The following is a 15,557-nucleotide window of genomic DNA, read 5'->3' on the forward strand; positions in this document are numbered from 1 at the left end:
GAACTTAAAAAGATAGTTTAACACCCATACTGATTGTTCGGCTTAAAGGTAAAGCTGCTGCTTCAACCCCTTGGAAATTTCCTGCGCCGATAGATGCTTCAGGATCTACAGGGTTTTTAATCTTCCCAAGCCCTGGAATATCTTGGATTGACTTTCCTTTGTATAAAAACAAGACGTTGTTAACGGATGCATTAAATTGCGCAGAACGTACAAATGGCAATAGCTTGCTAGGCAACGTGTAGGAAACACCTAGATTACGGATACGGAAGTTCGTCATATCGAAAGTAAAGAACTGCGTATACGGGTAGATTCCGCCAGCACCAACTGTAGTCCAGAATCCTTCTGAAGTTATCGCTTTTGTATTTGCGTTTCCTGCTTCATCGACAGCGTCAATTACCCAACCCCCATCGCGATGTGCATTGGTAAACTCAGCAACACCGTAATCAGCCATTAATGCCGCTGATCCGGATACCATCTCTCCACCAATACGACCATCAATATTAATATTGAAGCCCCAGTTTTTGTATTTGAATGTGTTGTTCCATCCTAAAGTTGCCGATGGATTATAGTTACCTACTTTCTTTCCTGTTTCAACTACCGGCATACCTAATGCGTTCACGATATATTTTCCAGAGTTTGGATCTGTTTTCCATTTTGCGCCGTATAAATCACCATATCCACCTCCTTTAGAAATAACTACTGTGGCGTAAGCAATACTCGAGCTTATGTTTACAGAAGAAATTTGATCGGTCAACTCATTGATGCGGCTGATATTTCTAGCAAAATTTAAAGATGATTCCCAAACAAAATTATCGTTGCGAACTGGTTTCCCTTGAATTTGCAATTCAAACCCTTCATTCTCGACATCCCCAGCATTGATGTATTGTGAATCAAAACCTGTAGAGGTTGTTGCTGCCAAATAGATCAACTGATTAATAGAGTTACTCTTATAATAAGTACCATTAATACCTAAACGATTGCCAAACATTTGAACGTCGAAACCAGCTTCATAAGATGTTGTCTTTTCTGGTTTCAAATCTTTAATGCTTTTCGTTGGATTACGCGTTATAAAACCTTTACCTGAACCGGCAGCATAAGTATATGTTTGATTTAATAAATTCGGTTCGGCATCATTACCAACCATCGTATAAGATCCGCGAACTTTTGCCAAATTAATCCATTCAGGAAGATTCATCCAGTTATTCATCACGAATGAAAGACCTACTGAAGGATAGAAATAGCTGTGTGGAGCAGGAAGCGTCGATGACCAGTCATTTCTAGCAGTCACATCTAAATACAAACTTTCCCACATCCCGACGTTGATACTTCCAAAAATAGAATTCAAATGACGTTTGTAAGCCGAGAAGCCTTGGAATGTTGGTGTTGCTGCAAATGCTAAAGAGAAGTTATTTGGAACTGTTAATCCGTTCGCCATATCCGTTCCTGTATTGTACTCACGAGTAAAAAAACTAGATCCTACAACATAGTTCAATTCAAATTGATCGTCAACAAACTTCGTTCCTCCTGTCAATAATAAATCTAAGTTTCTATTGCTGTACTCAGAACGTGTAAGGTAATATTGCCCTCCAGGTAAAACATTTCCGTTGGATTTTGTACTGTTGTAGAATGAACCGTCTGTTTTTTCATTATAACGGTCAAAGCTCATACGAGTCATAAAGTTCAACCATGGTGTGAATTGATAGGAAATAGAACCCATCCCCATTATTCTATCTCTTTTCTCGTTTACCGAATTCCGATAAATACTCCAATATGGGTTATCATTATTCACGTTGGTACTCCAAAACTTACTTTCTGGCAATCCTGTCGAAGGATTGATAGTCTCGAAATCATTTAACTCTTCATCATCCATATCACGAGGCATCGTCAACACCTGCGCCATTAATCCGTTGGCCGACATGCGTTGCTTGTTATGAATGTTTTGATTGATATAGCTTAATTTCAAATCGGTTTTTAAACCCTTAACTAATTCTGTATTAATTCTTAAATCGACATTATTACGTCCTAGATAGTTTTCCGGAATCACACCCCCGATACGATTATTCCCTACAGAGAAATAGGAAGTTACTTTTTCACCGCCGCCTGATACACTAACGGAATTGTTAGTGGTATATGCTGTGCGAAAGAAATTCTTTACATTATCGGTATAAGTAGTACCTTTTTCACCCCAGCTATCCACTGCATTTGTGCCTAGCTTTCCGCCGTTTCCACGTCCATACGTGTTTTGTAGTTCAGGTAAATAGGAAACGTTTTCAAAGCTATGATTACTGTTCAAATCCAGCTTCCAACGACCCGCAGTACCTTGTTTTGTTGTGATAATAATAGCACCATTCACAGCGCGGCTACCATACAATGCAGCTGCCGAAGGTCCTTTCAAAACGTTAATGCTTTCAATGTCTTCAGGATTGATATTAGCCCCACCATCACTGCTCGAATACACGTTAGAAAACGGTGCTGCCGATTGTTGAACGGAGGTATTATCAAAAACAATCCCATCGACAACCATCAACGCGTTGTTATTACCTGTGATGGATTTATTACCACGTAAAACAATACGTGCTGAAGAACCAGGTCCACCTGACGTTGTCGAAACGACAGCGCCGGCAACTTTCCCTGTCAATGCACTTACAAAGTTTCCGCTGTTATCTTTGATACCGTTAATTGATTCTGCAGATACTTGCTGTGTCGCATAACTTAACTTCTTAGTCTCTCGTTTGATCCCTAAAGCCGTTACGACAACCTCTTCAATCTGATCCTCCGAGCGTTCCATCGCAATGACAACATTGCTCTGACTGTTCAATATGTAAACTTGCTTATTGTAGCCGAGTAAACTCAGCTCTAGTTTTGCACCTAGTTTCGATGCAATTCGAAATGTACCGTCGGCACTTGACTTAACAACCACCTGATTATCTCGGATAGTAACATCCGACAAGGCAGTGCCGTCATTTTTATCGATGACCTTTCCTGTGATCTCTTGAGCCATCGCCCGGAGTTGGACGAGGACGACTAAACAGAGCGACATACATAGCACTTTAATACTTTTGTACTCTTTTTTCATACGCATAATTTTGGTTTTTATTAGGTATTTCAATCGTTTTACGATTAATCAAAGGAGCGATTAAATAAAAGGATATACAAGCACAAGCTCGTTAAATCACCGAGAGCGTTGTCGATAATAATTGTAATTCGCACATCTTCTACGATTTAGAGCGTGTAAAAAAACTGCTCTTCTATCACTGCTGACCCCTCAAAAACCAATTAAAAATGACAAATATCAATGAAATCATAGGCTACGATAGCGCGTATAAAATAATTCATTCCGCCGCTAAAGGGTCAATTATAATACTAATTGGTCGGTAGACTCCCACATTAATGGAGAAATCCTAAAACTATGTATTTCGGAAATTGTTCTTATAGAAACGAAATTCTTATGAACTACAAAACCTATATCAAAATAGCTATCGGATCAGCCTTACTGATTGCACCTTTCATTATCAATGCATGTAAAACAGTGAAGGTGCCTCCAGGCGTCAGTGTTGTTGACAACTTTGAGATAAAGTCTTACGCGGGTAAATGGTATGAAATAGCACGCTTTGATTTCAAGCATGAAAAGGATTTAAACCAAGTAACGGCAGAATATTCTCTAAATGACGATGGCTCAATCAAAGTATTAAACAAAGGCTTTGACACAAAAAAGAACGAATGGAAAGAATCAGAAGGTAAAGCGAACTTCATCGGTGACCAAAATAAAGGCGCCTTGAAAGTATCGTTCTTTGGACCTTTTTATTCGGGTTATAATGTCGTTTCAATGGATCCAGCATATGAAAACGTTTTGGTATTCGGGGAAAGCACCGATTACATTTGGTTTCTATCGAGAAACAAATCTATGCCGGAGAAGGTCAAAGAGAAATTTATTCGAATCGCAATTGAGGCTGGATACGATATGAGTCGATTAGTATGGACTGAACAAAAGTAAATTGAAATATCAACAGCATAAAGAAACATTAATCTATAACGAAAATATTATGAGCACGGAAAATTTGACTAATCAAGAGGCCATCGAAAAATTAAGAAAGATGGTCGATAAGATCGATATCGGCATGCTTTGTTCTTTCAAGAAAGATGAAAAGCGACCACACGCAGTTCCTATGAGTCGTCAAGAGGTGGACGAAGAAGGCAATATTTGGTATTTATTCTCCAAAGCCAGCGAGACCTTTGAAAACTTGCAAAAAGACCAACAAGTTACATTAATCTATTCGCAGCCGAAGGATTACGAATTTATAACGATCAATGGAAATGCAGAAATATCGCGAGATGAAGCGCGCATAGAAAAGTATTGGAATAAAATGATGGAAGGCTGGTTTGAAAAAGGTAAAGAAGATCCGAATATTCAAGTCTTAAAAATCGTTCCTAGTGACGCTTACTATTGGGATTCTGAATCAAATAAACTTGTTACGCTGATGAAAGTAGCGGCAAATGCAATTACTGGAAATAACTTCGAAGTCGGAAGAGACGGGAAGCTCAGCCTCTAAGTTTAAGTAAGTTTTATACAAATCACACTTATTTTTACTAATATTTTTAGTATTTTTGTGCTAATCAATTTTATATAAATGATTACAGCAGAGGAAAAACTAGCAATATTAGCAGACGCAGCGAAGTATGACGTTAGTTGTAGTTCGAGTGGCGGCAAGCGAAAAAATGAAGGAGGTATTGGTGATTCGTCTAGATCAGGAATCTGTCATACCTATACAGAAGACGGTCGCTGTGTATCCTTATTAAAGATTTTACTCACCAACTATTGTATCTATGACTGCGCGTTTTGTGTTAGTCGTCGTAGCAATGATATACAGCGTGCTGCATTCTCGGTCAATGAAGTGGTGGAGCTGACTATGAACTTCTACCGACGTAATTATATCGAAGGTTTATTCTTGAGTTCGGGCATATTTAAATCAGCCGACTTTACAATGGAGCGTTTGATGCGAATTGTAAAAAAATTGAGAACAGAAGAACGCTTCTTTGGCTATATTCATTTAAAAACTATTCCCGGGGCAAGTGAAGAGTTGATCAAAGAGGCGGGCTTATATGTTGATCGAATGAGTATCAACTTGGAAATCCCTACCGAAGAGGGTTTAAAACAACTGGCTCCTGAAAAGGATCATGATTCCGTTCGCAAGCCCCTTCAATTTGTGGATAGTCAAAAAATAATGCTCGCTGAGGAGAAGAAATTAATTAAACATGTGCCGAGCTTTGTTCCTGCTGGGCAAAGTACGCAAATGGTTGTTGGTGCTACTTCGGAGACAGACTACGACATCATGAAGATTTCTAAAGAGTTTTACGATTCCTATAATCTCAAGCGTGTATACTATTCGGGGTATATTCCCATTAACAATAGCCACAATAGTCTCCCCCAGATAGGCTCCGCTCCCCCTCTATTACGTGAAAACAGGTTGTATCAAACAGATTGGTTATTGCGCTTTTATAAATTCGATTTGAATGAATTACTCAATCCTGAACATCAACATTTAGACCTGGACGTCGACCCCAAATTAAGTTGGGCTTTACGCAATCCCCATTTTTTTCCTATCGATATTAATTCGGCCAGTTATTCGATGATTCTAAGGGTACCAGGGATTGGAAGAGGTTCGGCTTTAAAAATTGTACAAGCAAGGAAATTTGGAAAGCTTCACGAGCACCAATTAAAAAAAATTGGAATTGCATTCAATAGGGCAAAGTTCTTCATTCGCTACGCAGATTCGATTAGAAATTGGGGAGATTTGCAAATGGATGCCGTGAGAAGAACAATATTAAACAACGGTTCAAGTAAGTATCAAGCTATCTTGCCCTCAGCACAATTGTCCTTATTTGCATGATCTATTATCTATTTGACGGCAGCTATTATGGGTATCTAACGGCTTTTTTTCAGCTATTCAAAGATAAAAACTTCGATGCAGAGCCGTCTACGCTAGAAAAGATGAACTCAAATCTATTTGCACAGCAAATAACAGTTGATTCAGATGCCGAAAAAGCAAAACGTATCATAACAGGGCTCGAACTGCATATAGGGACTGCTTCCACTTACGATTTTTACAAGAATTTTCTCTCAGAAGATCCAATCGCCTGGCGCGTGGGATTTAAATTAATGCTCTTCATATTCAAAGACAACAAGATTGTCTTGAAGAATTATGCCCATCCCGATAGTTTGTATTTTTCTCAAACGGTAAAAAAAATGGGAAGAGAAAGCCATCGTATGAAAGCATTTATCCGATTTAGTAAATCAGAGGACGAGCTGTATTCTGCAGTTATTGAACCCGATTTCAATGTTTTACCCCTGATTATCTCCTTCTTTAAGCGACGCTTTACGGATCAACGGTGGCTTATTTATGATTTAAAAAGGGATTACGGTTATTTATACGATTTAAATCAGGTGCAGGAAGTTACTATGGCAAAAAGCAACTCGACACACTCTGAATTAGCGCTTAGTATCCAACTTGACAAACAGGAACTGCACTATCAAAAACTATGGAAAGCCTATTTTAGGGCTACCAATATTGTTGCTCGCAAAAACATGAAACTTCATTTACAACATGTGCCTAAACGATACTGGAAATATTTAGTGGAAAAACAAGGTTAACAGGTTTTATTGAATGAGTTTCTTCACCTCCTCTAAATCGTCGATATCTGCTACCGTTTTATCTTGACGCCAACGTAAGATTCTAGGAAAGCGTAAAGCGATACCGGATTTATGTCGACTACTCCATCCAATCCCCTCGAATGCTATTTCAAAGACTAACTCTGGCTTTACAGTACGAACAGGACCGAATTTCTCTATCGCATTCTTGTTAACAAAACGAGTCACTTCTTGGATCTCTTTATCAGTAAGGCCAGAATATGCCTTTGCGATGCTCACCAAGTTATCCCCATCTCTAACAGCAAACGTATAGTCGGTATAGTATCCACTGCGCCTACCGCTACCTTTCTGCGCGTAAATCAATACAGCATCGATTGTTAAGGGATCAACTTTCCATTTCCACCAATCCCCCCGTTTTCGACCAGCATGATAGATAGAGTCTTTATGTTTGAGCATCAATCCCTCACTGTTATTCAAACGAGAAGAGGCTCTTCGTACTGCCAACTCTTCCAAACTGGTAAAATCTATGCTCGCAGATAGCTGAAGATTCGTATCCGGATGTCGATGAAAGAGCGCTTCTAACTCACTACGTCGAATATGCAATGGTTTACTCCGACAATCTTCGCCTTCTATTTCCAAAAGATCATATAAAATCATTGTCACTGGGATCTCTTTTTTTAATTTATCGCTTATTTTCTTTCGATTCAGGCGCTTCTGTAGGAATGTAAAATTAAGAACCTCATGGTCGCGAAATGCTAATATTTCGCCATCAAGCACAAAATCACCGTGCCAATTTTTGATTTCCTCGACTAATTCTGGAAATTGCTCGCTGACCAATTCTTCCCCTCGAGACCAGATAAAAACTTCATTGGATCTCTTGATTATCTGACCACGGATTCCATCCCATTTGAATTCTGCCTGCCATTCTATTGGACGTTCAATTTGCTTATCGAGGTTTTCGATTGGATACGCTAAACAAAAAGGATAAGGTTTAGACAAATGGGTATCTACATATTCCCCATTAATCAATTTATCGAATTCAATTTCTTCTATTCGCCACTCGCCCATAATACTATGCGCTACTGCAGCGGGCTCTAATTGGCTATGTTGAGCTATTGCGTTGATTAGGCTTTTCGCTGAGACACCGATTCGAAAGCTCCCGCCGAGCAGTTTATTGAAAATAAATCGCTCCTGATGGGGAAGATTATTCCATGCGTTGATAACGAGAGTTTTCTTTTCCTCTTCCGTTTTTCCCGAAAGATTAATGATTTGATCCATCCATTCGGAGAGGGAGAAATCAATATAGCCTTCTGGATTAGGTAATAATAGCGAGATTGTTTCCGCAAGATCCCCCACTGCGGAATAAGATTCTAAAAATAGCCAATCCGGGATATCAACCAATTGCTTCACCCATTCACGCATTAACGTTGTACTCACCTGACGCTTAGGTCGCTTTCCAGTGAATAAACTGAGAAACCACAATTTATCACTGTTATCAGCAATATCTAAAAACTGAAGGATTGCCTCCATTTTCAATGTGGTTTTATTGCTACTGTCTAAGCTACTGATCAACTGTGCAAATGCCTTCATGCTGTCTCGTCCTCCTTCATCAATGCTTCTTCCTTCTCAACGCCGAAATCTGTTTTTATTTCTTCGGAAAGAATTCCATGCTCATTAAGAAATTTGCTAAATACAGCTGTCTGTCCATGCGTCACATAAACTTTCTCAGCACCTGTCCCGCGCGTAACCTCAATCAAATCATTCCAGTCCGCATGATCACTGACTGCGAAACCAGCGTCGGCACTCCGCCAGCGACGTGCTCCTCGAACAGCCATCCAACCAGAACATATCGCATAAGCCATATTGGGAATACGTTTAATAATATTCGTCCCAACCAATGAAGGCGGTAAAATAACAACAGCTTGATTGATTGCTTTTAAGTCTTCTCTCAAATCGACCGAACGATATGTTGGCAATTGAATACCAACACTTTCATAGGCTTGGTTTAAACGATTGATCGAACCATGTACGAAGATGTCCGCAATTCCCTCCACAGCTTTCATAATACGCTGCGCCTTACCTAACGAGTAGCCAATGAATACTGAAGTTTTTCCGTAGGACTGATTGCGGAGAATCCAATCTTGCATCTGCTTATTCAATTGTTCGACAGGCTCCCATTGATATATGGGCAAACCGAAAGTACTCTCGGTAATGAACTCATGACATCGGACGAGCTCAAACGGAGTACTCATTCCGTCGTTCTGAAGTTTATAATCTCCTGACACAACGACTACCTTTCCCTTATATTCTATTCTTATTTGTGCAGAACCAATAATATGCCCTGCAGGATGAAATGAAACAGTAACTCCATTAATGTTTAAAGGTTCGTTATAATCAAGATCTTGTACCTGTATCCCTTCGCCAAGTCGAATTCGCAAGATCGGGGTTGTATATCGCTGGCAGAGATAACTCTTCATCCCCATCCGTGCATGATCTGCATGCCCATGAGTAATAAGGGCCTTATCAACCGGCAACCAAGGATCTATATAGAATTTCCCAGGTTTACAATATATACCCTGAGGTCGAAATTCGAGGATTTGCATACCAAAACAACCCCTAACTATGCTATTTGTTTTCCGGTATTACTGCAGAAAAGCTGCTAGAGAACCTCTCAGATGTTTATCAACCAAAGTGCACACTTAACAATTTTTAAATAAAAAAAGGCGGCTGGTGAGGGTAAAAAGATCGCGCTTATTGCCCTTAAAACCATAAAAACAAGTACCTTTGCCATATCTACTGAAGTATCTACTTATGAAATCAACACTAATAGGGCTTGTTAGCCTATTCTTGCTATGTGCCTTAAATTCAACGAAGTTATATGCACAAGATGGGACGCTTAGTTCAGATGAGCTATTTCTTCGTGCACGCACAGAAGCATTCGATCATAAAGACTATCCAGCTGCCGTTCAGTTAGCAAAGAAAGCACTTCAAAAAAGCCCCGATTATACCGATATTCAAGTTTTCTTAGGCAGGTTATATACCTGGATGGATCATCCGGACTCTGCTAGAGTCGTCTTCAAAACACTGGAACAGAAAAAATCCGACAATGAGGATTTCCACCTTGCCTATGCATCGATGGAATATTGGGAAGATCAAAACGAAGAATCGCTAAGAATCTTAAATCAAGGACTGGCTTCACATCCCAAATCAAAGGACTTAGGATTGCTGAAAGCTAAAGTGTTGAACGCTTCAAATAAATATGCTGAGGCAAATCAACAATTAAATGTACTTCTTGAAGACGACCCTAAAAATACAGAAGCGCGCGAACTAGCAAATTCTATTCGCGAACAGGTCGCTGGGAATGAGATTGGTTTAACCTACAACTGGATGCATTTTGACAAGCAATTTGCGGATGATTGGCATATAATGAGTGTCAGTTACAAGCGTCGTACTCCTATTGGCTCAGTAATTTTTAAAACGAACTTCGCGAATAAGTTCGGTAGCAATGGTACCCAATTTGAATTGGAAGCTTACCCTCGACTTTCTAAAACGTTCTATATGTATCTAGGAACGGGCTATTCAAACAGCTCTGGTCTGTTTCCAAAATTCAGAACAGGCGCTTCGCTTTATGCCAACCTTCCGGCAAGTTTTGAAGCTGAAATTGGATATCGACAACTGAAATTCTCTGAAAATGTATGGATGTATACTGCTTCGGTTGGTAAGTACTACAAGAATTTATGGTTTAACTTACGTACCTACTTAACTCCTGGAGAAGATAATATCTCTCATTCTTACGCAGGAACTGTTCGCTATTATACCAAAGGTGCCGATGATTACTTTGGACTAATCGTAGGGACAGGCATTAGCCCTGAAGAGAATCGCGAGAACCTACTTATTGGCAATACTTATAAATTGAAAACATTTAAATCAGGTCTAGAATATAATCTTTCTGTCAAAGAGAAAAACCTATTTTCTATTTCTGGAACGTATTACAATGTAGAATATCAACCGGAGGTCAAAGACAATCAAATTGATATTACAGTAGGTTACAGACGACGATTCTAATTATCGCTTATTTAAGAAACTGCTGATAGGTACTGTCGGGCACCAGCTTATTTGACTTGATAAAACCTCTATTTAAGTCGCGGAAGGCATCAAAGCGCGTTTTCGTTGCTTGATCGGCATCGGCGGAACCCATTGGCTCCTCGACCAGTTTATCGTTCAATCTGAAGCTTCTATTATCGTTGATGTGAACATTGCCGTAAACGAAATCGATTAATTGCGATTTACTCTGCATCATCGGGATACCCATGCTTTTCTTGCTAGCGCCAATATCCAAGCCTTGCCCAATCCATGTAACCGTTTTTGGCGTCTTTAGCTGATAGTTCTCACGATAGTATGCAAGGATCGATGGCGCAATATCAAAATGACTCACCGTGTGTTGGAATTTACGATGTGATTTCAACAGTGGAGAATAAATAATTAATGGAACGTGAAAGCGATCAATTTTTGTCTCTAGTGGAATCTCAGGCATTGCATGATCACCTGTAATAATAAATATCGTGTTTTTGAAATCTTCGAGCTCTTTATACCTAGTAAAGAAAGTCTTCAATGCATCATCGACGTTGATCACGGAAACAAGTTGTTTCTTATTTTCCATTGCTAATGCCTCTTTGGTCTTTGTTAACTTCAATTTAGCTAATTGAGCACCAAACATGCTTTCGAACTTTCTATCATCATTTATTAAGAACGGATTATGCGTGGAAAGCGTTAAAGCGATGTGAAAATACGGTTTCGCTTGATTTGTTGAAATAGCAATCAACTGATCAAACACGGCCTGATCCTCATATCCCCAGCTCTCGCCAGAATTACCGCTAGGTAGCTTTTTATATCCCGCCGGGAAACTAGATTCATCAATCAAACGATCAACAGCATTGGCATTCAAATATTTTGACATATAGTCAAAACCAGCATCTCCGCCATAAACAAACCCCGTTTTAAAATTATTTAAAGAAAAGACATTCAACAAATTAAAATGATCTGGGTACTCTTTTTGTTCAAGAAAACCAGAACTCCCGAATGGTAGGGATCCTAAAATCGTAGGAAGTACAGAGAAAGTTCTTCCTGAAGAACTTAGATTGTTTTCCCAAACTAAAGAACTATCTTTCAGCTGGCTTAAAAATGGTGTAAAGTCACCAATATATCCGTTCGAACTGCTATAAGCATTTCCTAAACCTTCAATAAGAATTAATACTAAGTTTGGTATCTGATCAGACTTTTGAAAGTATGAACCTAAGGCGTCCTTACTTTGCTCCGCCCTTAAGAAAGGATATTCTGCACTTATTGCACCGTAAACCGATTCTGGAGGGCTTGGAAACAATTCATCTTGAATATTTTCAGAAACTAAACTTGCGTTGCTCGCTAAAAAATACCCCAACTTACTTCGTTCAGCAGTTTGCATGAAATCATCTTTGCTTGCGCCAATGATCGATCCAAAGAAGAAAAGATAAACAGCAGCGAGTATTCCTACACCGAGGATACTATAGGCGAGCCTATTGCTACCTTTAATCTTATTGGAAAAAAATTGTATAATGAAAATGAGTCCCAAAACTCCAATGACGATCATCGAAATATTGAGGAGGTTTAGCACATTGCTACTACGTAGAATACTAATAAGCTCTTCCGTGCTGTAGAAGAATAAATCTGCTCCCAGGAGATTCTTCGATTCGATAAAATAAAATGCCAGGACAAGTTGTGCAATTAGTGCTATAGCTGCCATTATCCGAATAAACCATTTCGCGAGGGTTTCATTAAAGAAAGATACGATGCTATATAGTACCAACAGAGGCAGTACAAAGACAGCCGATGTCAACAAATTATTCGCCAACAAGAAAACAAATGATGTCGCAGATTTGAATTGCTGAACGCTTTGCCCATAAATTAACCATTCGGCAGCCGAAGTGAGTAAGACTAGTAATAAAAACACAAAAGCGACAGGACTAAATTGCTCCATTAGCCAATTGATATATCGCACCGCCTTCTCTTTAAAAGTCTCATCTTTAGCTTGCGAGAAACCTTGTCTAGTCATTTCCCCCCAACCGTTCTTCTTCCTAAAATAATCGACCATACCAGCTACTCCAGCACGAACAATCAAGGGATGGAAATAAAAAGGCTCTATCGCTGCAGTCAAAATTAGGAGGGTCAAATCTTTACGTTTTGAATAAACTTGATGACTCACTAGATCTACGCATACCGCATAAACGGAATATAGAATACTTGAAAAGACGACGAGCGCGAATAAAGAAAAGAAAAAAGACCAATTAATAATTCCAAAGAGCACAAATAGAATAAATATTATATAGCCCATAAACTCAACGAAAGGCCCCAGAAATTCGAAGAAAAACCAATATGGTAGACTAACCATACCTAGTTTACCATATTTCGGGTTAAACATAAGTTTGCGATGTGTCCACAGCGTCTCCATGGTACCACGCATCCAACGATTTCTTTGCTTTTTCAAGACTTCCTTATCTTCAGGAACCTCAGTCCAACAGAGTGGGTCTGGGATATTGATCACTTGATGGGGTAAGCCCTGCTCAATCATATAGCGTCGCATGCGCACAACAAGCTCCATATCCTCCCCAACCGTACTATGGTCATAACCCCCACATTCTAGCACAATCTCCTTGTCAAAGGCTCCAAAAGCACCTGAAATCAAAATTAATCCACTCGCTCTTGACCAAGCCATCCTACCCAACAAAAAAGCACGTATGTACTCTAAAGCTTGACTCCTTCCTAAGAGAGACTTTGGTAAATTGACTTTTACAACCTTACCATTCTCAATCTGACAGTTATTGGCTAAGCGAATAACTCCGCCACAAGCAATCAGACGCTTATCTTCCTGCTCCATAAAAGGCTTAGCAAGTTTTAGTATAGCTTCCTGATCAATTATACAGTCGACATCGATACATACGATGTAATCACTCTTGGAAATATTAATCCCTACGTTTAGGGCATCCGCCTTACCCCCGTTTTGTTTATCAACAACGATTAACTTCTTGAAAGCTGGATTTTTACTCTTATATACCTGAATTATTTCTTTAGTCTTCAGATTACCGTGTACAACAAAAGATACTTTCTCCAACTGATAGGCTTCCACCAGTCGGTCAATCGAATCGTCTTTAGAACCATCATTCACAATGATAATCTCAAGCTTATTATAATAGATCGACAATAAAGAACGAACGTTCTCAACAATGGTTTTCCCCTCGTTGTAAGCTGGAGCTATTAAACTAAAACTGGGCGCGACAGGATTGGTTGCGATTAATGCATAATCTGTATAAATATTGCCGTATTTATAGCGAACCACAGCACCATAAGAATAGATTGCTATCCAGGTATATACACTAAATATCCCCATGGAGTACATGAGGAATAACCAGATAATAATTTCGTATATAATCTTAGTAACTTCGTTCATTATCTATTATCCAAAACATGTGTTATGATCTTCCAATTCTTATCCTGATCATTGTATGTTAATTTCAAATTAATCAAATAGTTAAGCTCGCCTAAAGAAACTAATGAATTAGCAATACTTTCCTTACCTTTTGCAGTTGGGTGATTTGTAAATTCAAGTTTCAAGAAGTCAATTTGATCCTTAGCTCTCGTATATCCTAAACCCTTGATAATCTCCCATTGCTGTGGCATGCCAAGACTAGGGTACTGAGCCACCAAGCAATCAGCTGTATCGTAGACGTCGAGCACAAACATTGTACGAATCGATTCCAGTGAAACGGCATTATCAGCATGTGACAATAGAGGTATCAACTTCTTATGTAACTCCAAGACTTTAAACTTTTGTATAAGTCTTAATGCAAATACTACCACAGAAGGATTCTCACTATTCAACCAAGTAATTAAACGCGGATTAGCGTCTTTTGGCAAGATGTTGATGAAAGTAAGAATACGCAATTGCTGCCAATCGGAAAGAACCGTTTTGATTTGATCTAAAAAAGCCAATCCATCGAATCCCTCAAAATACACGATAGCATACTGAGCTTCCTGCCGAATACGAATATGCTTATCTTTTATTTTAGTTTTAATCTCTGGCAAGGCTGCCGCAACCTTCATAATTTTCAACACTTGAATCCCTCGTGCAATTAGATAAGGTCTCCTACTTCTTAGCAGCGTGTAGGCTTCTTGGTCCAATTTATACGTATAAAATACTTGTTGTAAAACATCCGCAGCAATGCCTTTAAACTTCCGTTCGGACTCTACAAGTCGATTTAAGAAATAGCGACGAAATGCACGATACCTCAAGTATTGCTCAATATCAGAATCGACATCAATCTGGTCTGCTGTACCTTCTATAATAACTCGACTCAGATACTCTTCAATCTTTTCTTTCCATACTTGTCTATTTTCGACAATTCGGTATTCTCGAAAACTGAAGATTAAAAGTGCGATAATAAACAAAAAGACTAGGATCAAGATCGCCAAGATTCCAATCATCAGTTCATGAAGGGTAAGCACGGGTTCCATCAAAATACTAATGTCTGTTGACCAATTTATTAATTCGTAAGACTAATTCGTTTGGACTAAATGGCTTGATCATATAGTCAGAAGCCCCCAATTCGAACGCTTCGACAACAATCTCTTCTTGTCCCATGCTCGAGAGCATGATAATAGGAATCGGACGCTCCAACTGCTTTACAACAGCTAGAATTTCGATTCCAGAAGCAAAGGGCATCATGATATCACTGATAATCAAATGTATCTCCTTTGTTTTAATCAACTCAATGGCTTCCTGCCCGTTTCTAGTTAAAATTACCTCGAATCCCTCTTTTTTGAGCTTATGCTCAACTGTTTTAAGAATTAATTCATCGTCTTCAGCTAATAACACAACCAT

Annotated in this window: 11 protein-coding genes; 5 read left to right on the top strand and 6 right to left on the bottom strand. The window is 39.2% G+C overall.

The features are described from left to right. Positions 1 to 4 precede the first annotated feature (4 nt). Positions 5 to 3,076, bottom strand: coding sequence for a SusC/RagA family TonB-linked outer membrane protein (locus GFH32_RS11925; RefSeq protein ID WP_160366801.1), 3,072 nt, complete (start codon positions 3,074 to 3,076; stop codon positions 5 to 7). 372 nt (positions 3,077 to 3,448) lie between these two features. On the opposite strand from GFH32_RS11925, the gene GFH32_RS11930 reads away from it, so the two are divergent. The 4 genes from GFH32_RS11930 to GFH32_RS11945 all read left to right on the top strand — a co-directional run bounded on the left by GFH32_RS11930 (position 3,449) and on the right by GFH32_RS11945 (position 6,649). Next, a complete protein-coding gene (locus tag GFH32_RS11930) occupies positions 3,449 to 3,994 on the top strand; it encodes a lipocalin family protein (protein ID WP_153511814.1) in 546 nt (181 codons plus the stop codon). A gap of 49 nt (positions 3,995 to 4,043) precedes the next feature. Then, the gene (locus GFH32_RS11935) at positions 4,044 to 4,550 is read left to right on the top strand and encodes a pyridoxamine 5'-phosphate oxidase family protein (RefSeq protein WP_153511815.1); all 507 of its coding nucleotides are present in this window, start codon (positions 4,044 to 4,046) and stop codon (positions 4,548 to 4,550) included. A 78-nt stretch (positions 4,551 to 4,628) separates the two neighbouring features. Then, positions 4,629 to 5,888 (top strand): putative DNA modification/repair radical SAM protein, encoded by a 1,260-nt coding sequence (locus tag GFH32_RS11940; RefSeq protein WP_153511816.1) that lies wholly within the window; start codon positions 4,629 to 4,631, stop codon positions 5,886 to 5,888. Beyond that, positions 5,885 to 6,649: a TIGR03915 family putative DNA repair protein gene (locus GFH32_RS11945; RefSeq protein ID WP_153511817.1), complete on the top strand. Its 765-nt coding sequence runs from the start codon at positions 5,885 to 5,887 to the stop codon at positions 6,647 to 6,649. The genes GFH32_RS11940 and GFH32_RS11945 overlap by 4 nt, the downstream gene beginning before the upstream one ends. Before the next feature lie 6 nt (positions 6,650 to 6,655). Here the strand turns inward: GFH32_RS11945 and GFH32_RS11950 are convergent, their stop codons facing one another. Together GFH32_RS11950 and GFH32_RS11955 are read right to left on the bottom strand one after the other, a co-directional pair. Beyond that, a complete protein-coding gene (locus GFH32_RS11950) occupies positions 6,656 to 8,236 on the bottom strand; it encodes an ATP-dependent DNA ligase (RefSeq protein ID WP_153511818.1) in 1,581 nt (526 codons plus the stop codon). Further along, entirely contained in the window at positions 8,233 to 9,249 is a 1,017-nt protein-coding gene (locus tag GFH32_RS11955) for a ligase-associated DNA damage response exonuclease (RefSeq protein WP_153511819.1), read from the bottom strand. The genes GFH32_RS11950 and GFH32_RS11955 overlap by 4 nt, the downstream gene beginning before the upstream one ends. A 208-nt stretch (positions 9,250 to 9,457) precedes the next feature. Between GFH32_RS11955 and GFH32_RS11960 the strand changes: the two genes are divergently transcribed. Next, positions 9,458 to 10,711: a YaiO family outer membrane beta-barrel protein gene (locus tag GFH32_RS11960; RefSeq protein ID WP_153511820.1), complete on the top strand. Its 1,254-nt coding sequence runs from the start codon at positions 9,458 to 9,460 to the stop codon at positions 10,709 to 10,711. 7 nt (positions 10,712 to 10,718) lie between these two features. Here GFH32_RS11960 and GFH32_RS11965 read toward each other — a convergent pair whose 3' ends face one another. The 3 genes from GFH32_RS11965 to GFH32_RS11975 are packed head-to-tail and all read right to left on the bottom strand — an operon-like array spanning position 10,719 to position 15,557. Beyond that, complete coding sequence (locus tag GFH32_RS11965; protein WP_153511821.1) at positions 10,719 to 14,126, bottom strand: sulfatase-like hydrolase/transferase; 3,408 nt, start codon at positions 14,124 to 14,126, stop codon at positions 10,719 to 10,721. Further along, the gene (locus GFH32_RS11970; protein ID WP_153511822.1) at positions 14,126 to 15,193 is read right to left on the bottom strand and encodes a HEAT repeat domain-containing protein; all 1,068 of its coding nucleotides are present in this window, start codon (positions 15,191 to 15,193) and stop codon (positions 14,126 to 14,128) included. The genes GFH32_RS11965 and GFH32_RS11970 overlap by 1 nt, the downstream gene beginning before the upstream one ends. Positions 15,194 to 15,197: 4 nt before the next feature. Beyond that, a complete protein-coding gene (locus tag GFH32_RS11975; RefSeq protein WP_153511823.1) occupies positions 15,198 to 15,557 on the bottom strand; it encodes a response regulator transcription factor in 360 nt (119 codons plus the stop codon).

This window comes from Sphingobacteruim zhuxiongii, assembly GCF_009557615.1.
GTDB lineage: Bacteria > Bacteroidota > Bacteroidia > Sphingobacteriales > Sphingobacteriaceae > Sphingobacterium > Sphingobacterium zhuxiongii.